This window comes from Streptomyces sp. 130, assembly GCF_007096885.1.
Classification (GTDB): domain Bacteria; phylum Actinomycetota; class Actinomycetes; order Streptomycetales; family Streptomycetaceae; genus Streptomyces.
On sequence record NZ_VJNO01000013.1, the window covers coordinates 129,200 to 149,535 of the forward strand.

Consider the following 20,336-nt stretch of genomic DNA (forward strand, 5'->3'; position numbering starts at 1 on the left):
CCGGTGCACGGTGAGGGCCCGGACGGATTCTCCGTCCGGGCCCTCACCACGCAACCGGCTCGCTCAGAAGCGCAGTTCGGCAGCGATCCTGCCGTGCCCCTTGAGCGAGTCGTCCGCCACGAAGAACACCTCCGCGCCGCTGTCCAGCGCCGCCTCCACCAGCTCGTCCACGATGTCCTCGCGCACGCTTACGTCGGACGGGTCGACCACGTCGTCCGTCACCGGCTTCAGGTGTTCCTGGTCGACCCGCACCGTCTGCTGGTAGTGCTCCTCCACGGCCACCAGGCCGGCGCGGCCCTCGCGCACCGCGGCCCACACCTCGTCGAGCCCGCCGGCGAACGCCTTGCGGCCGCGCGCCGCGTCCAGCCGCCCGTCGATCTCCTTCGCGAAGTGCTCGCGCCGGGCGTCCAGGGCCGGGCGCAGCTCGGTGAGCAGGTCGCGGGGCGCGTTGTCGGCCGGCGCGCCCTTGGTGACCCGGCCGACCGCGTCCTTCGCGCACTCGCTGACCTCGTCGAACAGCGCGAGCGCCGGCGCGATGCCCACCAGGTACAGCGGACGGGGGTCGGTGGCCAGGACGGCACGCAGCTTCTCGTCCACCGTGCGCAGGAAGTTGCGGGTGTCCTCGCTGGCGAAGTTGGACGGCGTGTCGCCGGTCCGCTCCATGCGCTGCGGGTTGAACTCCTCGCGCGGGGCGGTCAGCGGGAAGCCGCCGGCGTGGGCCTCCTGGGCGGACTCCGTGGTGCCGCTGAAGAGGGCGGCGTGGTCGGCGGCCACGGTGAGCGCCCAGAAGGGGCGCGCCTGCGCCTTCGCGGCGACCAGGTTCCGGGTGAGGTAGCTGTCGCTCAGCACCACCCGTTCGGGCGTGGTACGCGGCAGCCGCCAGATCTGGTACTCGTCGGCCGTGGCGAGGAGCACGAGCGCGTCCAGGGCCCGGCGCTGGTCGAGTTCGCCGGCCGCGCGGTCGAGCTGCTGCTTGATCGCGGCGCACGCGTCCCGGCCGACCTCCGGATCGGCTTCCAGCCGGTTGTGCGCCTCGGAGAGCAGGTTGCGCAGGCGTACCGCGTCCTGGGCGTTGTCCGGGGCGCGCCGGTGGGTCGGCATGGTCAGGGACAGGGCCGGATAGGGCCTGGTGCGACGCAGCTCCTGCAGCAGGCCGGCGGTCAGGGCGTCCGTGTCCATCAGTTCCCTCCCGGGGAATTGCGCGCACTGCGTGCGGAGCGGGTGGATCAACGAGTCAATTCATACCTTTTGATCCTCATGTGGGCGAGTTGGTCATCCCGGGTGCGGTCCGCCCCGTCAGGTCGTCACCAGATGGCCTCCACCCACTCGGGGTGGTCCACGAACGGGTTCCGGTTGTGCTGGTAGTCCTCGTATATGACGTCGTTGCGCCGCTTCTCGAAGGAGTCCGGCGGGTCCTGCTCGCTCCACGTCTTGAGCACGGAGAGCCGGCCGATGCGCGGTGCGGAGCCGTTGGACACGCTGTCGTTGGGTTCCAGGTCGGGGAAGGCGTCGTCGCCCTCGTAGCGCACGGCCATGTAGAGGATCATCCGGGCCACGTCGCCCTTGACGGCGTCGCGCGGTTCGAAGGAGTCGGAGTCCGTGTAGTTGCCCGGGGCGGCGCTCAGCTCCGTACCGCCGTTGTCGAAGTCCTTGTTGCCGCGCGTGGAGTTGACCTGGACGTCGGACGGGCGCAGGTGGTGGATGTCGGTGCCGGGGCCGGTGGCCGTGCCGAAGTCGCCGTGGGACTTGGCCCAGACGTGCTCGCGGTTCCACTGGCCGGGGTTGCCGCCGTTGTCGCTCTTGGGCTCGGAGCGCCCGGTGTACAGCTCGATGACGTTCGAGGGGTTGGCCGGGTCCTCGTCGGTGTCCTTCAGGGCGTCCCAGACCTGGCTGTAGGTGAGCTTGCTCTGGTCGCTGATGATCGTGTGCAGGGCGCTCTTCAGTGCGGCGCCGGTCTTGCCGGCCGCGTCCTCGTAGTAGGTGTCGTCCAGCGCGCCGAGCGCGGATGCGGCGGCGGGCGGTGGCGTCGGGGCGGGTGCGGCGGCTGCCGTGCCGGTGAGCACCGCGAGGGCGGCGAGCGCGGCGGGCAGCGCGCGGCGCGCGGGAAGGTGACGACGGGACATGTGGGGTGTCCTCTCCGGGAATACGCACACCGCGGCGCCGTCGAGAGTGGGGGACGGCTCCGCGGTGGCCGTGTCCGCTATGTGTACGCGGGAGCGTCCCATGCGGACCGTCACGATGTGTGAACCCGGCGTAACTATCATGTGCAGGTCAAGTGAGGGCCCGGCGCCCGTTCCGGGACCCCGCCCCGCTCTCGGATGCGGGAGCACCGGAGGCGGGCGAGAATGACGGGAAGGACAAGGAGGGCGGCATGAGCGACGAGTCCGATTCCGTATCCAGCACCCGGGGCCTGACTCCGGACGACCTCTTGCACACCGGCGCCAGCGACAACCCGTCCGCCGAGGACCTGGTGCTCGCGTCCGGGCGTGACCTGACCCCGGAGAACCTCGAGTGGGCGGAGCGCACCCTGGCCAGGGAGGGCCGGGCGGCCATCGACAAGCGACTGCCGTAGACAGCGGTACGGCGCGGCGGCCACGGCCGTCGCGCCCTCGGCGGGTACGGGCGCCCGGCGCCGCTCGGTTAGCCTGAACGCACAATGAACCGTTTGACGACGTCAGAGGCCGACTACGACCTCGCCCGCTTCCCCGAGGACCCCCGCGACCCGTTCCGCGCCTGGGACGCGGCCGACGCCTATCTCCTCCAGCACCTCCACGACGAGGCGGTGGACATGTCGGGGAACGTCGTCGTGATCGGCGACCGCTGGGGCGCCCTGAGCACGGTCCTGGCCGAGCACCGCCCCGTACAGATCAGCGACTCCTACCTGGGGCAGCGGGCGACCGCCGCGAACCTGGAACGGAACGGACTGCCCGCCGGAGCGGTGCGCCTGCTGTCCCCGCGCGACACCCCGCCGGACCGCGTGGACGTGCTCCTCGTACGCGTACCGAAGAGCCTCGCGTTCCTGGAGGACCAGCTCCACCGGATCGCGCCCGCCGTGCACGCCGGCACGGTCATCGTCGGCACCGGCATGGTCAAGGAGATCCACACCTCCACGCTCAGCCTGTTTGAGCGCGTCATCGGCCCGACCCGCACCTCTCTCGCGGTCCGCAAGGCCCGGCTCATCCACTGCACCCCGGACCCCGCCCTGCCCCGCACCCCCAGCCCCTGGCCGCTGCGCTACGAGCTGCCCCCGGACGCCGGCGCTGCGGCCGGGCGCACCGTCACCAACCACGCCGGGATCTTCTGCGCCGACCGGCTCGACATCGGCACCCGCTTCTTCCTCAAGCACCTGCCGGACCGCAGCGGCCCCGACCGCGTCGTGGACCTGGGCTGCGGCAACGGTGTCCTCGGTCTCGCCGCCGCCCTCGCCAACCCCGACGCCATCCTCACCTTCGTCGACGAGTCCCACCAGGCCGTGGCGTCGGCCGAGGCGACCTTCCGCGACAACACGGGGCCGGACGCCCGGGCGCGCTTCGTCGTCGGGGACGCCCTGGCCGGGGCGGAGCCCGGGAGCGCGGACCTGGTCCTCAACAACCCGCCGTTCCACTCCCACCAGGCCACCACGGACGCGACCGCCCGCGGCATGTTCCGCGGGGCCCGGCGCGCCCTGCGCCCGGGCGGCGAGCTCTGGGTGGTCGCCAACCGCCACCTGGGCCACCACACCACCCTGCGCCGCGTCTTCGGCAACTGCGAGACGGTGGCCGGCGACCCGAAGTTCGTGGTGCTGCGCGCGGTCAGGCGCTGAGCGCCGCCCGCCCCGGCGGCGGGGGTGCCCACCGGGCGCGTCCCCGGCCACACTGGGGGAGTCCGGCGAGCGGCGCCGGACCGCGCCCGAGCGGGAGGGACCCACACATGACGGAAGCCGACCCCGGGCTCTTCGGACCAGCGTCGGTCACCTGGCAGCTGCACGGCGACCCGATGATGTGGATCGCCGGGGTGCGGGCCCTCTACCTCCAGGCGCTGCACCCCCTCGCCGTGCGCGGCGTGATGCAGAACTCCGACTTCCGCGAGGACGCCTGGGGTCGGCTCATGCGCACGGCGGGCTTCGTCGGCACCATCACCTACGGCACCACCGAGGCCGCCGAGAAGGCGGGCGCCCGGGTCCGCAAGATCCACGCCCGCCTGAAGGTCACCGACCCGGCGACCGGCCGCACCCACGGCGTGGACGAGCCCGAGCTGCTGCTGTGGGTGCACTGCGCCGAAGCCGACTCCTACCTCCAGGTCCTGCGCCGCTCCGGCTACCCCCTCACCGCCCGGCAGGCCGACCAGTACATCGCCGAGCACCGGCACAGCGCCCGGCTCGTCGGCCTCGACCCCGACGACGTACCCGCGACGACCGCGGAGATGGCCGGCTACTTCGCCCGCACGCGGCCCCGGCTCGCCCGCACCCCGGAGGCGCTGGACGTCGACGGCTTCCTGCGCCGCCCGCCCGTGCCCCCGCTCCTCGTCCCCGTACGCGCCCTGTTGTGGCGACGGGTCGCCACCCTCGCGTACCAGTCGCTGCCGCCGTTCGCCCATGAGCTGTACGGCAGGCCCGCGCCGCCGCCCGCCGCCGTGGACCGCCGGCTGCGCGCCGCCGGGGCGCTGCTGCGGGCGGTCCCCGCCCGGCTGCGGTGGCGGCTTCCGCCCGGTCACATCATGAACGCGATGGCGCGACTCGGCCCCGGCAGCCGCCCCACCCCGTACACACTGAAGAGGCAGGCGGCCATACTGGACGGACCCGGGAGGGTGCGGCGACAGCGGGCTGAACGACGGGGGCGGCGACAAGGATGGCGGAAACCAGGCTGATCCAGAGCCGCTACCGGCTGCTCGACCTGATCGGTCGCGGCGGCATGGGCGAGGTCTGGCGCGCCCGCGACGAAGCGCTGGGCCGCCAGGTCGCCGTCAAATGCCTCAAGCCGATGAGTGCCCAGCACGACGAGGACTACACCCGCGTCGTCCGCGAACGCTTCCGCCGCGAGGCCCGGGTCGCCGCCGCCCTCCAGCACCGGGGCGTCACCGTCGTCCACGACTTCGGCGAGTACGAGGGCGTGCTCTACCTCGTGATGGAGCTGCTGGACGGCCGCAACCTCAGCCAGCTCCTGGCGGACAACGAGCAGCACCCGCTGCCCGTGGACGACATCGTGGACATCGCCGAGCAGGTCGCCGACGCGCTCGGCTACACCCACCAGCAGGGCATCGTCCACCGGGACCTCAAGCCCGCCAACATCATGCGGCTGTCCGACGGGACGGTGAAGATCTGCGACTTCGGCATCGCCCGGCCGGGCCACGGCATCCCGGTCACCTCCCGGCTCACCGGCGTCGGCATCGCCATGGGCACCCCGCACTACATGTCGCCGGAGCAGATCAGCGGCGGCCAGGTCGACCACCGCAGCGACCTCTACTCGCTGGGCTGCGTGCTGTACGAGATCGCGACCGGAGCCCCGCCCTTCGACCTGGAGGACTCCTGGGGCATCCTCGTCGGCCACCGCGACACACAGCCCGAACCGCTGCGCTCCCGCCGCGCCGAACTCCCCGGGTTCTTCGACCGCGTCGTCCTCGACCTGCTCGCCAAGACCCCCGAGGAGCGCCCGGCCGACGCCCACGACCTGCGCCGCCGCATCGCCGTCGGCCGCACCGGCGAGCAGCCCTTCCCCGGCCCGGCCGGCAAGGCGCCGCCCGCCCACGCCACCCTCGCCGGCCGGACGCCCGCCCCCGCCTCGGCGCTGCCCGCCTGGGCGCACACGATGACCGGCGGCCACAAGGCGACGGGCACCGCCGGCCCCCTGGCGCCGCCCGACCACGCGGCGGGCCTCACCCTCATCTGGACCACCGCGACCGCCGGGCCCGGCACCCGGGCCGGCCGCGGGGCCCCGAGCCCCGGCCCGGCCCGCGGGGACCGGGCCGAGCACGCGCTGCGCGAGTTCGGCCGCATCGCCGAGGACCGCGCCCGCGCCCTCGGCGCCGAACACGGCGAAACGCTCGCCGCCCGGCAGCAGATGGCCTACGCGCTGGGCCGCCTCGGCCGGCACACCGAGGCCCACGAACTGCACGCCTCCGTCCTCGCGTCACGGGAGCGCGCGCTGGGCCCCGACCACCCCGACACCCTGCGCTGCCGGCACAACCTGTCCTTCAGCCTCAGCAGACTGGGGCGCCTGGAGGACGCGTACCGCACGGCCCGCGACGTGGCCGCCGCCCGCGCCCGGGTGCTGGGGCCCGACCACCCGGACACCCTGGTCACGCTCTACGAGGTCGGCTACACGCTGGGCCGGCTCGGCCGGTGGACGGAAGCCCTGCACACGTACCGCCGGGTCGCCGAGGCGCGGACCCGGCTGCTCGGTGCCGAGCACGCGGACACCCTCGCCACCCGCTACGAGGTCGGCATCAGCCTGGGCCGCCTCGGCCGCAGCGCCGACGCCCTGGAGCTGTACCGGGCGCTCGTCGCCGACCGCACCCGGGTCAACGGCCCCACCGACCCGGAGACCCTGCGGGCCCGCCACGGACTGGGCGTCAACCTCGGCCGGCTGGCCCGCTGGGACGAGGCGCTGGCCGAGGCGCGGGCGGTGTGCGCCGCCCGGGAGGGCGTCCTGGGCCCCGATCACCCCGACACCCTGGTCAGCCGCCGCGAGGTCGCCGTCGCCCTCGGCTGGCTGGGGCGCTGGACCGACGCGCTCACCCTCTACCGCCAGGTCGCCGACGCCCGGACCCGGCTGCTGGGCCCCGCCCACCCCGACACCCTCTCCGGCCGCGACGACGAGGCGCACTGCCTCGAACAGCTGGGCCGCGCCCGCGAGGCCGCCGACCTCTACCGCGAGGTGGCGGCGCTCCGGCAGCGCGGTCACGCCCCGCCCTGACACGGGCCGGGAGCGCCGGAGCGGGGCGGGCGGCCGGGCCCGCCCGCCCCGCGTTCCGGGGGGCGGTCAGCCGGCCGAGGCGGTCCAGCCCGTGGCCTCGATGCGCCGGGCGTCCGACGGCCGGCCCTCGTCGAAGACCGTACGGCCGCCGTCCTCGACCTTGATGGCGTCCACGTACACGCCCCGGCCCACGTACAGCTTGTCCGTGGTGTAGCGCCACCTGAGCAGCACCCCGGCGCCGCGCACCGCGGCGAGGTCCGCGTCGAGGCGGTGCCAGACCCGGCCCGACCAGCCGGAGAGCGAACCTTCCGGGTGCCGCTCGGGGCGGGGGCGCCCGGCCTGCCCCGTGGCGGTGGTGGTGAACGGGACCGGCCGCCAGGTGGCGCCGGCGTCCGTCGAAGCCTCGAGATACAGGAAGTCCGACGCCGGTTCGGTGTCCCACCACACCGCGCAGCTCAGCCGGGCCCGCGAGGAGGAGAGCGGCAGGGCGGGCAGCGCCAGGGTGGCCGTGGACGCGCTCGCCATCCCGGAGAACCAGGCGGTACGCCCCCGGGCCGGCCGGACCGCGACCGCCCGGGCCATCTGGTTGGCGGTGGCCACCCGGGGCGCGCTGCCGGACCGCCAGCTGCGCACGGGGTGCACCGAGTTGCCCAGCACGATCAGGAACGAGTCCGTGGTCGGGTCCAGCACCAGGCTGGTCCCGGTGAAGCCGGTGTGCCCGGCCGTCCGGGGCGTCGCCATGGCCCCCATGTACCAGTGCTGGTAGAGCTCGAAGCCCAGGCCGTGCGCGTCACCGGGGAACGCCGTGTTGAAGTCGGTGAACAGCAGGCCGACGGAGTCCGCCGAGAGGATGCGGGCCCGCCCGTAGACCCCGCCGTTCAGCAGGGTGCGCGCGAGGATCGCCAGGTCCCAGGCGCAGGAGAACACCCCGGCGTGCCCGGCGACCCCGTCCAGGCTGAACGCGTTCTCGTCGTGCACCTCGCCCCAGACCAGGCCGCGGTCGAGCCCGGACCAGGGGAGCCGGGCGTCCTCGGTCGCGGCGATCTTCGGCTTCCAGGAGGCGGGCGGGTTGTAACGGGTGCGCCGCATCCCGAGCGGACCGGTGATCCGGTCGCGCAGCAGCACGTCCAGGGTCTGCCCGGTCAGCTTCTCCAGGACCAGCTGGAGCGAGATCAGGTTGAGGTCGGAGTAGAGGTAGACCGTGCCCGGCGGGTTGGCCGGAACCTCCTTCCACAGCAGCTCCAGCTTCCCTTCCCTGGTCGGCGCGCTGTAGAGCGGAATCCAGGCGGTGAACCCCGAGGTGTGGGTGAGCAGCTGACGGATCGTGATGTCCTGCTTGCCGCCGCCGGCGAACTTGGGCAGATAGGAGGCGACCGTCGCCTCCAGCTCCAGCGTGCCGCGCTCGATCTGCTGCACGGCCAGGATCGAGGTGAACAGCTTGGAGACCGACGCCAGGTCGAAGACCGTGTCCTCGGCCATCGCGATCTGCTGGTCCTCGGGGAACTCCACCCCGGTGTCGGTCGTCTCGTCGTACGCCGAATAACGCACCGCCTTGCCGATCGGGTGGTGCAGTGCCACCGTCCCGCCCCGGCCCGCGAGCAGCACCGCGCCCGCGTACCAGGGGTGCTTCGGCGAAGCGGCCAGATAGCGCTCCGCCTCGGTGACGAGCTGGTCGAGCGGTTCCGGCAGCAGCCCGGCCCGTTCGGCCGACCCGCGCCGCAGCGTCGGCTTCGCGCCCCTGTCCGCGTGCATCTGCGACGACCCCGCCCCCGGCTCCGTGGCGGACGCCGTGCCCGCGAACGGGATCGGCGCCAGGGCGAGTGCCCCGCCCAGGGCCAGCATCCCACCGCCGAGCCCCCGCCGGCTGATGCCCCCGGCCGCCGTGTCCTGCGTCATGCACAACCCCTTCCCGATGCCTGAAAGTAACTTTCGAAATCTCTTCCGAGCGTGAAACTTCCTGCCGAGCAGAGAGTACTGTCAGGTTCCGCCGTGCCGTAGGGGTGGGAACGGTAAAGAATCTGATGTCACGTCAGGCCCTTGACCGCGGCGTCCCCGCCGCACAGGATCACGCCATGACCGGTGTACGCAGCAGCACAGTCGACGGCGTCCTGACCCGCAGCGCACGGCGCACCCCCGGACGGACCGCCCTGCGGTACGCCGACCGGGCCTGGACCTACCGCGAACTGGACGAGGCCGTCGGCACCGCGGCCGCCGTCCTCACCGAGGACCACGGGCTGCGCCCGGGGGACCGGGTCGCCGCCTACGCCCACAACTCGGACGCGTACCTGATCGCCTTCCTCGCCTGCGCCCGGGCCGGGCTCGTCCATGTGCCCGTCAACCAGAACCTCACCGGCGACGACCTGGCGTACATCCTGCGCCAGTCCACCAGCTCCCTGGTCCTCACCGACCCGGGCCTCGCGGACCGCCTCCCCGAGGGCCCCGCCGTACGGGCGCTGCGCGACGACGACACCTCACTGCTGGCCGCGCTGGGCACCCCGCGCTCCTTCGCCCCGGCGCGCGAACCGGACGGCGACGACCTGGTCCAGCTGCTGTACACCTCCGGGACGACCGCGCTTCCCAAGGGCGCCATGATGACCCACCGCGCCCTCGTCCACGAGTACGTCAGCGCGATCACCGCGCTCGGCCTGAGCGCCGGGGACCGGCCCGTCCACGCGCTGCCGCTCTACCACTCGGCGCAGATGCACGTGTTCCTGCTGCCCTACCTCGCGGTGGGCGCCGAGAACACGGTTCTGGACGCACCGGACGCGGACCGGATCTTCGACCTGGTCGAGTCGGGGCGGGCCGACAGCCGCTTCGCCCCGCCCACCGTCTGGATCGGCCTCGCCAACCACCCCGACTTCGCCTCCCGCGACCTCGGCGGCCTGCGCAAGGCGTACTACGGGGCGTCGATCATGCCCGTACCCGTGCTGGAGCGCCTCCGCGACCGGCTGCCCGGCCTCGCCTTCCACAACTGCTTCGGACAGAGCGAGATCGGCCCGCTGGCCCTCGTGCTCGGACCGGACGAGCACGAGGGCCGGATGGACTCGTGCGGCAGGCCCGTCCTCTTCGTGGAGGCGAAGGTGGTCGACGAGAACGGCGAGGACGTCGCCGACGGCACCGCGGGCGAGGTGGTCTACCGCTCGCCCCAGCTGTGCACCGGCTACTGGGACAAGCCCGAGGAGAGCGCGGAGGCGTTCCGCGACGGCTGGTTCCACTCCGGCGACCTCGCGGTCCGGGACGCGGAGGGCTACTTCACCGTGGTCGACCGGGTGAAGGACGTCATCAACTCCGGCGGGGTCCTCGTCGCCTCCCGGCAGGTCGAGGACGCCCTCTACACCCACCCCGCCGTCGCCGAGACCGCCGTCGTCGGGCTGCCCGACGAGCGCTGGATCGAGGCCGTCACCGCCGTCGTCGTCCTGAAGGGCGAGGCCGCCGAGGAGGAGCTGATCGCGCACGCCCGCGAACGGCTCGCGCACTTCAAGGCGCCCAAGCGGGTGGTGTTCACGGACGCCCTCCCGCGCAACGCCAGCGGCAAGATCCTCAAGCGGGAACTGCGCGACCGCCTCGCCTGACGGCCGCCCGGCCTCCTCTCACCGGACCCGGCCGACCCCCGCGTAGATGGTGTCGGTCGCCCCCCGGTGCTCCGGTGCGGGCGGGCCGGGGTGCCACCGCGGGGCGGCCACCAGGCCCGGCTCGACCAGGTCGAGCCCGTCGAAGAACCGGGCCACCTCCGCACCGCTGCGGGGCTGCAGTGTGATGCCGCTCGACCGGTAGCGGTCGAGCGCCGCCTGGTCGACGACGAGGAAATCCACGGTGAAGTGGGACAGCACCAGGCAGCTGCCCGCCGGCAGCGCGTCCACGAGCGTGCGCGTGATGCCGTACGGATCGTCCTCGTCGGCCAGGAAGTGCATCAGCGCGATCATCGACAGCGCCACCGGCCGGCCGAAGTCCAGCACCGTACGGGCGTGGGCGAGGATCTTCTCCGGCTCGCGCACATCGGCTTCCAGATAGTCGGTGGCGCCCTCCGGGGAGCTGACGAGCAGCGCCTCCGCGTGCCGCAGGACGATCGGGTCGTTGTCGGCGTACACGACCCGGGCCGCCGGGTCGACCTCCTGGACGATCTGGTGGAGGTTCGGCCGGGTCGGGATGCCGGTCCCGATGTCCAGGAACTGGCCGATGCCCGCCCGCGCCGCCCAGCGGGCCGCCCGGTGCATGAAGGCCCGGTTCTGCGCGACGCCCACCTTCGCCAGCTCCGGCATCTGCTCGCCCAGTTCCTGGTCGACCGGGTAGTGGTCCTTGCCGCCGAGGAGGTAGTCGTAGACCCGGGCCGGGTGCGGCCTGCTGGTGTCGATTGGTGTACCGGCCGGGCCTGCCGTCATGGTGCTCCCCATTCGTCGGAGGGAGAACACCAGCCCTCCCGGCGGACAACGGTCACTCCGGCCCATCCTGCCACAGCAACACCGCGCGCCCGCATAGGAGTTGGGCGGTCAGTCGCGCTCGTCCACGATCCGCCGGAACTTGCCGGCCGACCGCTCCAGCGTCTCCGGATCCAGGATCTCGACGCCCACCGAGACCCCGATCCCGTCCTTGACCGCCGCCGCGACCGACGCCGCGGCAGCCGCCCGCTGCTCCGGCGTCGCCCCCGGCCGGGCCTCCGCCCGCACCGTCAGCACATCGAGCCGGCCCTCCCGGGTCAGCCGCAGCTGGAAGTGCGGCGACACCCCCGGGGTGCGGAGCGCGATCTCCTCGATCTGCGTCGGAAAGAGGTTCACTCCGCGCAGGATCACCAGGTCGTCGCTGCGCCCGGTGACCTTCTCCATCCGCCGGAACACCCTGGCCGTGCCGGGCAGCAGCCGGGTCAGGTCCCGCGTCCGGTACCGGATCACCGGCATGGCCTCCTTGGTCAGCGAGGTGAACACCAGCTCGCCCCGCTCCCCGTCGGGCAGCACCTCGCCGGTGAACGGGTCGACCACCTCCGGGTAGAAGTGGTCCTCCCAGATGTGCGGCCCGTCCTTCGTCTCGACGCACTCCTGGGCCACCCCGGGACCCATCACCTCGGACAGGCCGTAGATGTCGACCGCGTCGATCCCGAACCGCTCCTCGATCTCCCGCCGCATCTCCTCCGTCCACGGCTCCGCCCCGAAGATCCCCGCTTTCAGCGAGGTGGCACGCGGATCGACGCCCTGCCGCTCGAACTCGTCGAGGAGGGTCAGCATGTACGAGGGCGTCACCATGATGATGTCGGGCCGGAAGTCCCGGATCAGCTGGACCTGACGGGCCGTCATGCCGCCGGACGCCGGAATCACCGTGCAGCCCAGCCGCTCCGCCCCGTAATGCGCCCCGAGGCCGCCGGTGAACAGCCCGTACCCGTACGCCACATGGATCCTGTGCCCCGGCCGTCCGCCCGCCGCCCGGATGGAGCGGGCGACCACGTCGGCCCATGTCTCCAGGTCCTTCCCGGTGTAGCCCACGACGGTGGGCCGGCCCGTCGTTCCGCTGGAGGCGTGGATCCGGCGCACCCGGTCCTCGGGGACCGCGAACATCCCGAAGGGGTAGTTGTCCCGCAGATCCGCCTTGGTGGTGAACGGGAAGCGGGCCAGATCGGCGAGCGAGCGGCAGTCCTCCGGCTTCAGCCCCGCCCGGTCGAACGCGGCCCGGTAGTGCGCCACGCTCTCGTAGGCATGGCGCAGGGTGGTCCGCAGCCGTCCGAGCTGAAGCGCCTCCAGCTCGGTGCGGCTCATCCGTTCCGCCGAGTCCAGCGAAGCCGTCATCCCGGGCTCCCCCCGTCCGTGCGCGTGCGGGCGACCGATCATTCGGTCGCCTCTCCCGGGAGCAGTAATTCAGGATCACCCATCCCCTGGCAAGAGGGCTGACGCATCCTGGCCGGACCGCGAATACGCCCGTACCGAACACGGCTGCGTCACCCGCACGGCCCTGTTTGGATGGGGGCATGCCGACCTTCCACACGTACGACGGAACCGAGCTCGCCTATCACCTCGTGGGGGAGGGGACACCGCTGATCTGCCTGCCCGGCGGTGCCATGCGGGCGAGCGCCTACCTCGGCACCCTCGGCGGTCTCGCGGAGCACCGGCAGCTGGTCCTCATCGATCTCAGGGGCACCGGCGACTCCGCCGCCCCCGACGACCCCGCCACCTACCGCTGCGACCGGCAGACCGCCGACGTCGAGGCCCTGCGCGCCCACCTCGGCCTCGAACACGTCGACCTCCTCGCCCACTCCGCGGCCGGCGAACTCGCCGCGCTCTACGCCGCCCGCTATCCGCACCGGCTGCGCAACCTGGTCCTCGTCGCCCCCACCACCCGGGCCGCCGGCCTCCCCGCCCCGGTGCGCGAGTCCCGCGAGGCGGCGGCCCTGCGCTCCGCGGAACCGTGGTACGAGGACGCGCTCGCCGCCCTGGAGGAGATCTGGGCGGGCCGGATGGACGACGGACTGCGCACCCGGACAAGGCCGTTCATGTACGCCCGCTGGGACGCCGAAGCCCAGGAGCACGGCGCGGCCTCGCCCGCGCAGATCAACGCCGAGGCCGCCGCCCGGTACGCCGGCGAAGGCGCCTTCGACCCGGCCGCGACGGTGCCCGCCCTGCGCACGCTGGCGGCGCCGGTCCTCGTGCTGGCCGGGGAGTACGACACCATCCTGACGCCCGACCGGGCCGCCGGACTGGCCGCGCTCTTCCCGCACGCGGAGTTCGCCGTGCAGCGCGGCGCCGCGCACTTCCCGTGGATCGACGACCCGGGCGCGTTCACCCGCGTCGTCGAGGCGTTCCTCGACCCGGAGGTGCACAGCGTCCGGGCCGGCGGGACGCGGCTCGCGTACCGGGTGTGGGGCGACCCGGCCGCGCCGCCGCTCGTCCTGGCCCACGGGCGGTGCGGCAACAGCACCGACTGGGCCCACATCGCCCCCCGGCTGGCCGCCGCACACCGGGTGTACGCCTTCGACTTCCGGGGCCACGGCCTCAGCGACTGGCCCGGCCGCTACAGCTTCGAACTGTTCCGGGACGACCTGCACGGCTTCCTGGAGGCCCGCAATCTCGCCGGAGCCACCGTCATCGGACACTCCATGGGCGGGGCCGCCGCCTATCTGCTCGCCGAACGGCACCCCGGGCTGATCGGCCGCCTGGTCATCGAGGAGGCCCCGCCGCTCATCCCGCTCGACCCGCCCCGGCCCGTGCCCCGACGGCCCGACGAGAGGCTGGACTTCGACTGGCCCGTGGTGCCCGCCATCGACGCCCAGCTCAACGCCCCGGACCCGGCCGGCCGGGAGCTCCTGGGCGAGATCGACGTCCCCACCCTCGTCATCGGCGGCGGCCCGAGCAGCCGGATCGCCCAGGAGGACCTGGCCGCGATGGCCCGCGCCATTCCCGGCGCGGAGCTCGTCACCATCGACGCGGGCCATCTCGTACACACGGAACGACCGGAGGAATTCCTCGCCGCCCTCCGGTCGTTCGGCATCCAGTCAGTGGACTGACGGAGCGTCAGTCCCGGTGCAGGAGCGTCACCAGGACATCGTGCAGCGTCGCCTCGGCGTCCGCGGAGCCCGACTCCGTACGCCAGGCGACGAAGCCGTCGGGGCGCACCAGGACCGCGCCGTCCGGGCCAATCCCGTGCGCCCCGGCCCAGTCCGCGCCGTCCTCCGGCTCCAGATCGGCGCCCGCACCGACGCCGAACGCGTCCAGCCGCACCCCCAGCCGGTCCGCGACCCGGTCCGCGGCCCGCCGCCACACCGTGTCCGCACCGTCCGCCAGCAGCACGAACGAGCGCTCGTACAGATCCAGGGTCGAGATCCGCTCCCCGCCCCGGCGCACCCAGAGGTGGGGCGCCCGGCTGCCCGGCTCACCCGCCAGCCGCATCCCCTCCGGGACCACCGGCGCGTCCGGCGCCACGCCCAGCACCGCGCCGGCCGTGTAGCGGTAGCCCAGCGCCACGTTCAGCATTCCGCCCCGCTTGCCCCCGCCCACCGAGGGCGGCGGTGCGTAGCCGGGGTGGCTGTGCTCCTCGGACCGCGCCGAAGCCCGCTCACCGGTCGCCCGGGCCACCGGCAGCCGCTCCTGCCCGTACGTCTCCAGCAGCCCCCGGCCCGCCTCGCCCCGCAGCACCGCGGCCAGCTTCCACGCCAGGTTGTGCGCGTCCTGGATGCCGGTGTTCGAGCCGAACGCCCCGGTCGGCGACATCTCGTGCGCCGAGTCACCGGCCAGGAACACCCGTCCCCGCGAGTACCGCTCGGCCACCCGCTCCGCCGCGTGCCACGGCGCCTTGCCGGTGATCTCCACGTCGATGTCCGGAGCGCCGACGGCGGTACGGATGTGGCGGGCGCACCGCTCGTCCGTGAAGTCCTCCAGCGTCTCGCCGCGCTCCGGCTGCCACGGGGCGTGGAACACCCACTCGCGCTCGTTGTCCACCGGCAGCAGCGCGCCCTCCGCCGCGGGGTTCGTCAAGTAGCACACGATGAAGCGCCGCTCGCCCAGGACCCGGGCCAGCCCGCGCGAGCGGAAGGTGACGCTCACGTTGTGGAACAGGTCGCCCGCCCCCGCACGGCCGATGCCCAACTGCTCACGGACCGGGCTGCGCGGCCCGTCCGCCGCGATCAGGTAGTCCGCGCGCACCGTCGTGTGCTCACCGGTCTCCCGGTTCTTCAGGGCCGCCGTGACCCCCGAGGCGTCCGGCTCGAACGACATCATCTCGGTGGCGAAGCGCAGATCACCGCCCTGCTCACGGGCCCGCTCCAGCAGGACCGGCTCCAGGTCGTTCTGGCTGCACAGGCACCAGCCCGTCGGGCTGAACCGGGCGAGCGCCCCGCCCGGGTCGATCTCCCTGAACAGCCACTCCTGGTCCTCGCCGGTCAGCGAGCCGGCCTGGAGGATGCCGTGGTTGTCCGCCAGCACCGAAGCGGCCGCCCGGATCTCCCGCTCCACACCCGCACGGCGGAACAGCTCCATCGTGCGCACGTTGTTGCCGCGGCCACGCGGATGGGTCGAGGTGGCGGCGTGCTTCTCGACCAGCAGATGCTCGACGCCGAGCCGGCCGAGGAAAAGGGACGCGGACAGACCCACCAGCGAGCCGCCCACGATGAGGACCGGTACGTGGAGGTCGACGTTCTCGTTCATCAGTTGCTCCAGCTCGGACGCCGTACAGATGCTTCGTCCATGCCCGTGCCGGAGCCGGGTCGGAGCCCTCCGCACCCCTGCTCACCTGAACGGTTCATAAATCTCGCGTCGGGCGGACCAGCGTTTCACGATCGGTCACGGAGACGGCCGGGTCTCCCCGCATTCGTGCCCCCCACCGTCGAAGGAGTTCGCCAGATGACCACCACCCTCTCGGAACGGATCTCACAGTCCGCCTTCGACGGATCCCGGCTGCGCGTCGTGCTGCTGCTGGACCTGCACGACGGCGCCCAGAAGCAGTTCCTGGAGGCGTACGAGCACATGCGCAACCAGGTCGCGTCCATCCCCGGCCACATCAGCGACCAGCTGTGCCAGTCCATCGAGAACCCCTCGCAGTGGCTGATCACCAGCGAGTGGGAGAGCGCCCCGCCCTTCCTCGCCTGGGTGAACAGCGAGGAGCACGTCGCCACCGTGCAGCCCCTGCACAGCTGCGTACGCGACACCAGGTCGCTCCGGTTCAGCGTGCTGCGCGAGACCGGCAAGGGCTTCGAGGCCGTCCCCGACCCGCTCAGGGGAAGCCTCCAGACCTCCCCCCGCCTCGGCGACGGCATCGTGCGCCACGCGCTCACCTTCACCGTGAAGCCCGGCACCGAGGACATCGTCGCGGGGCTCCTCGCCGACTACGAGTCGCCCCGCTCCCGCGTGGACGACCACACCCGGCTGCGCCGCACCTCGCTGTTCATGCACGGCAACCGCGTGGTGCGGGCCGTCGAGGTCGAGGGCGACCTGATGGCCGCGCTGCGCCACGTCTCCCGCCAGCCCGAGATCCGTGCCGTCGAGGAGGCCATCAACCCCTACCTCGAACAGGACCGGGACCTCGCCGACCCCGACTCCGCCCGGATGTTCTTCACCCGCGCGGCCCTGCCCACCGTGCACCACGTCTCGGCCGGCCGCCACGCCCCCGGGAGCCTGCACCGGCACGCCGTGTTCTACCAGGCCAAGGAGGGCTGCGGCATGGCCCTGGCCCGCCTGCTGGCCGGCCACGACGAGGAGGCCGCCGACGACCCCGGCAGCCCCATCGACAGCAGCACCATCTTCCAGCGCGACGACGTCGTCGTACGCCTCCTGGAAGCGGACGGCCCGCTCGACGCGCAGCCCGCCCACGCCCTCGGCATCCACGGCCCCGGCAAGGCGGCCCGCCTGGCCCGGCTCCTCGCCGGCGAGGCGAACGCCGTCCCCGCCACCGACCAGGACGCCGCGCGTTTCCTGGCCCGGTCCGAGATGCGGCTGATCACCGACCGGCGCGCCACGGATTCCTGAACCGCGCTCCGGCACCCGGGCCCTCGCCCGACCCGACACCCCACGCGCCCCGCGCCCAGGAGGAGAAGCAGACATGACCACCCACCGGCCACGCATCGTGGACCTCAGTGAGACCCAGCCCAACACCAGGCGCGGAGGCGACCTGCGCGCCATGCTCACCCCCACCGCGGTGGGCGCCACCAGCGGCTTCATGGGCCTCGCCCTCATCGACCCCGGTGACCGCATCGGCGAGCACTACCACCCGTACTCCGAGGAGTTCGTGTACGTCGTGCAGGGTCACCTGGAGGTCGACCTGGACGGGGAGACGCACACCATGCGCCCCGACCAGGGCCTGCTGATCCCCCCGCACGTGCGCCACCGCTTCCGCAACGTCGGCGACACCGAGGCCCGCATGGTCTTCCACCTCGGCCCGCTCGCCCCCCGCCCCGAACTCGGCCACGTCGACACCGAGGTGACCGAGACCGCCGAGCGGAGCGCCCCGCCAGAACGAACCGAGGCCGCCTCATGACCCGGCGCGTGGCGGTCACCGGAGTCGGCGTCGTCGCCCCGGGCGGCATCGGGGCCCCGGCCTTCTGGGACCTGCTCTCCAACGGCCGCACCGCGACCCGGGGCATCACCCTCTTCGACCCGGCGGGCTTCCGCTCCCGGATCGCCGCCGAGTGCGACTTCGACCCGGCCGCCCACGGCCTCGACGACGAGGACACCGCACGCGCGGACCGCTATGTGCAGTTCGCGATGGTCGCCGCCCGCGAGGCGCTGGCCGACGCCGGTCTGGACCCGGAGCACACCGACCCCTGGCGGATGGGCGTCTCCCTCGGCACCGCGGTCGGCGGAACCACCCGCCTCGAACACGACTACGTCGCCGTCAGCGAGAAGGGCACGCGCTGGGACGTCGACCACCGCAGGGCCGGGCACCACCTGGAACGCGCCTTCTCGCCCAGCTCACTGGCCTCCGCCGTCGCCGAGCAGGTCGGCGCCCACGGCCCCGTGCAGACCGTCTCGACCGGCTGCACCTCGGGCCTGGACGCCATCGGCTACGCCTTCCACTCCATCGAGGAGGGCCGGGTCGACGTCTGCGTAGCCGGTGCGTCGGACTCGCCGATCACCCCGATCACCGTGGCCTGCTTCGACGCGATCAAGGCGACCTCCCCCAACAACGACGACGCGGAACACGCCTCCCGCCCCTTCGACGCCCGCCGCGACGGCTTCGTCATGGGCGAGGGCGGAGCCGTACTCGTCCTGGAGGAACTGGAGCACGCCCGGGCCCGCGGGGCGACGGTGTACTGCGAGATCGCCGGCTACGCCACCTTCGGCAACGCGTACCACATGACCGGGCTCACCCCCGAGGGGCTGGAGATGGCCGAGGCCATCGAGCGGGCGCTCGGCCACGCCCGGATCTCCCCGCAGGACATCGACTACGTCAACGCGCACGGCTCGGGCACCAAGCAGAACGACCGGCACGAGACCGCCGCCGTCAAACGGGCCCTCGGCGCGCACGCCCACAAGGTGCCGATGAGCTCCATCAAGTCGATGGTGGGCCACTCCCTCGGCGCGATCGGGGCGATAGAGATCGCCGCCTGCGTCCTGGCCCTGGTCAACCAGACGGTCCCGCCGACGGCCAACTACGAGTCCCCGGACCCGGAGTGCGACCTCGACTACGTGCCGCGCACCGCCCGCCCCCTGAAGCTGCGCAGCGTCCTCTCGGTCGGCAGCGGCTTCGGCGGCTTCCAGTCCGCGGTGGCCCTGACCCGAGGGAGGACATGATGAGCACCCGAAAGGCCCGGCGCACCGTTGTCACCGGCATCGGCGTCGTCGCCCCCAACGGCACCAGCACCGAAGCCTTCTGGAAGCGCACCCAGGAGGGCATGAGCGTCCTGGACCGGGTCACCCGCGAAGGGTGCGAGGACCTGCCGCTGCGCGTCGCCGGCGAGGTCCGCGGCTTCGACCCGGTCGCGCTCATCGAGGAGCGCTACCTGGTCCAGACCGACCGGTTCACGCACTTCGCGATGGCCGCCGCCGACATGGCGCTGGACGACGCCCGGCTCGGCCGCGCCGACTACGAGGACCGGCCGTTCGGCGTCGGCGTGGTCACCGCGGCCGGCTCCGGCGGCGGCGAGTTCGGCCAGCGCGAACTGCAACGGCTCTGGGGCCAGGGCTCCACGTATGTCGGCCCCTACCAGTCGATCGCCTGGTTCTACGCTGCGAGCACCGGCCAGATCTCCATCCGCGGCGGCTTCAAGGGCCCCTGCGCGGTGGTGGCCAGTGACGAGGCGGGCGGCCTGGACGCGCTCGCGCACGCCGACCGCTCCGTGCGGCGCGGCACCGACGCGGTCGTGGTCGGCGCCGCGGAGGCCCCGCTCGCGCCGTACTCCGTGGTCTGCCAGCTCGGCTACCGCGACCTGAGCACAGCCGAGGACCCGACGCGCGCCTACCGCCCCTTCACCTCGGACGCCTGCGGCTTCGTGCCCGCCGAGGGCGGCGCGATGTTCGTGGTCGAGGAGGAGGAGTCGGCCCGCGAGCGCGGCGCCCGGGCCCGGGCGGAGATCGCGGGCCACGCCGCCACCTTCACCACGGCCGCCCACTGGGAGGAATCCCGCGAGGGCCTCGCCCACGCCATCGAGGGCGCGCTGCGGGAAGCCGGCTGCGCCCCCGACGAGATCGACGTCGTCTTCGCGGACGCGCTCGGCTCGCCGGCCGCCGACCGGGCCGAGGCGCTGGCCCTGGCCGACGCGCTCGGCCCGCACAGCCGGCGCGTCCCGGTGACCGCCCCCAAGACCGGCACCGGCCGGGCCTACTGCGGGGGACCGGTCCTGGACGCGGCGGCGGCCGTCCTGGCCATGGAGAACGGCCTGGTCCCGCCCACGCCCAACGTGTTCGACGTCTGCCACGACCTCGACGTCGTCACCGAGCGGGCCCGCCCCGCCGAACTGCGCACCGCGCTCGTGCTCAGCCGCGGCCTCATGGGCTCGAACGCGGCCCTGGTGCTCCGGCGCCCCGCGTGAGCCCGTCC

The 20,336-nt window shown here is 73.4% G+C and carries 16 protein-coding genes; 10 read left to right on the forward strand and 6 right to left on the reverse strand.

Annotated features, from left to right (window positions below):
- Window positions 1-63 precede the first annotated feature (63 nt).
- On the reverse strand, window positions 64-1,179 hold the full coding sequence (locus tag FKN01_RS14195; RefSeq protein WP_143620253.1) for a chemotaxis protein: 1,116 nt from the start codon (window positions 1,177-1,179) through the stop codon (window positions 64-66).
- A gap of 125 nt (window positions 1,180-1,304) precedes the next feature.
- Window positions 1,305-2,123, reverse strand: a complete 819-nt coding sequence (locus FKN01_RS14200; RefSeq protein ID WP_143620255.1) for an endonuclease I family protein — start codon at window positions 2,121-2,123, stop codon at window positions 1,305-1,307.
- 248 nt (window positions 2,124-2,371) lie between these two features.
- Between FKN01_RS14200 and FKN01_RS14205 the strand changes: the two genes are divergently transcribed.
- The 4 genes from FKN01_RS14205 to FKN01_RS14220 all read left to right on the forward strand — a co-directional run bounded on the left by FKN01_RS14205 (window position 2,372) and on the right by FKN01_RS14220 (window position 6,890).
- Window positions 2,372-2,572, forward strand: coding sequence for a hypothetical protein (locus FKN01_RS14205; RefSeq protein ID WP_143620257.1), 201 nt, complete (start codon window positions 2,372-2,374; stop codon window positions 2,570-2,572).
- A gap of 84 nt (window positions 2,573-2,656) precedes the next feature.
- On the forward strand, window positions 2,657-3,802 hold the full coding sequence (locus tag FKN01_RS14210; protein ID WP_143620259.1) for a methyltransferase: 1,146 nt from the start codon (window positions 2,657-2,659) through the stop codon (window positions 3,800-3,802).
- 107 nt (window positions 3,803-3,909) lie between these two features.
- Window positions 3,910-4,845, forward strand: a complete 936-nt coding sequence (locus FKN01_RS14215; protein ID WP_143620261.1) for an oxygenase MpaB family protein — start codon at window positions 3,910-3,912, stop codon at window positions 4,843-4,845.
- Entirely contained in the window at window positions 4,827-6,890 is a 2,064-nt protein-coding gene (locus FKN01_RS14220; protein WP_143620263.1) for a serine/threonine-protein kinase, read from the forward strand. The genes FKN01_RS14215 and FKN01_RS14220 overlap by 19 nt, the downstream gene beginning before the upstream one ends.
- A gap of 66 nt (window positions 6,891-6,956) precedes the next feature.
- Here FKN01_RS14220 and FKN01_RS14225 read toward each other — a convergent pair whose 3' ends face one another.
- On the reverse strand, window positions 6,957-8,786 hold the full coding sequence (locus FKN01_RS14225) for a serine hydrolase domain-containing protein (protein ID WP_143620265.1): 1,830 nt from the start codon (window positions 8,784-8,786) through the stop codon (window positions 6,957-6,959).
- 176 nt (window positions 8,787-8,962) lie between these two features.
- On the opposite strand from FKN01_RS14225, the gene FKN01_RS14230 reads away from it, so the two are divergent.
- A complete protein-coding gene (locus FKN01_RS14230; RefSeq protein ID WP_143620267.1) occupies window positions 8,963-10,462 on the forward strand; it encodes an acyl-CoA synthetase in 1,500 nt (499 codons plus the stop codon).
- A gap of 18 nt (window positions 10,463-10,480) precedes the next feature.
- Here FKN01_RS14230 and FKN01_RS14235 read toward each other — a convergent pair whose 3' ends face one another.
- Window positions 10,481-11,269 (reverse strand): SAM-dependent methyltransferase, encoded by a 789-nt coding sequence (locus FKN01_RS14235; RefSeq protein ID WP_143620269.1) that lies wholly within the window; start codon window positions 11,267-11,269, stop codon window positions 10,481-10,483.
- Window positions 11,270-11,377: 108 nt separating this feature from the next.
- Window positions 11,378-12,661, reverse strand: coding sequence for a phenylacetate--CoA ligase PaaK (paaK, locus tag FKN01_RS14240; protein WP_143620271.1), 1,284 nt, complete (start codon window positions 12,659-12,661; stop codon window positions 11,378-11,380).
- Between the two features lie 179 nt (window positions 12,662-12,840).
- Between paaK and FKN01_RS14245 the strand changes: the two genes are divergently transcribed.
- Window positions 12,841-14,373, forward strand: a complete 1,533-nt coding sequence (locus FKN01_RS14245; protein WP_143620273.1) for an alpha/beta fold hydrolase — start codon at window positions 12,841-12,843, stop codon at window positions 14,371-14,373.
- A gap of 7 nt (window positions 14,374-14,380) precedes the next feature.
- Here the strand turns inward: FKN01_RS14245 and FKN01_RS14250 are convergent, their stop codons facing one another.
- Window positions 14,381-16,009 carry an FAD-dependent monooxygenase gene (locus FKN01_RS14250; RefSeq protein ID WP_143620275.1) on the reverse strand — a complete coding sequence of 543 codons (1,629 nt, stop codon included), beginning with the start codon at window positions 16,007-16,009 and terminating at the stop codon, window positions 14,381-14,383.
- Window positions 16,010-16,204: 195 nt separating this feature from the next.
- Here FKN01_RS14250 and FKN01_RS14255 point away from each other — a divergent pair, with 195 nt between their 5' ends.
- The 4 genes from FKN01_RS14255 (at window position 16,205) to FKN01_RS14270 (ending at window position 20,328) form a co-directional block, all read left to right on the forward strand.
- On the forward strand, window positions 16,205-17,326 hold the full coding sequence (locus FKN01_RS14255) for a SchA/CurD-like domain-containing protein (protein WP_143620277.1): 1,122 nt from the start codon (window positions 16,205-16,207) through the stop codon (window positions 17,324-17,326).
- A gap of 73 nt (window positions 17,327-17,399) precedes the next feature.
- Window positions 17,400-17,834 (forward strand): cupin domain-containing protein, encoded by a 435-nt coding sequence (locus FKN01_RS14260; protein ID WP_143620279.1) that lies wholly within the window; start codon window positions 17,400-17,402, stop codon window positions 17,832-17,834.
- The gene (locus FKN01_RS14265) at window positions 17,831-19,090 is read left to right on the forward strand and encodes a beta-ketoacyl synthase (protein ID WP_143620281.1); all 1,260 of its coding nucleotides are present in this window, start codon (window positions 17,831-17,833) and stop codon (window positions 19,088-19,090) included. Before FKN01_RS14260 ends, FKN01_RS14265 begins: the two co-directional genes overlap by 4 nt.
- Window positions 19,090-20,328 carry a beta-ketoacyl synthase N-terminal-like domain-containing protein gene (locus tag FKN01_RS14270; protein ID WP_143620283.1) on the forward strand — a complete coding sequence of 413 codons (1,239 nt, stop codon included), beginning with the start codon at window positions 19,090-19,092 and terminating at the stop codon, window positions 20,326-20,328. The genes FKN01_RS14265 and FKN01_RS14270 overlap by 1 nt, the downstream gene beginning before the upstream one ends.
- The last annotated feature ends 8 nt before the right edge of the window (window positions 20,329-20,336 follow it).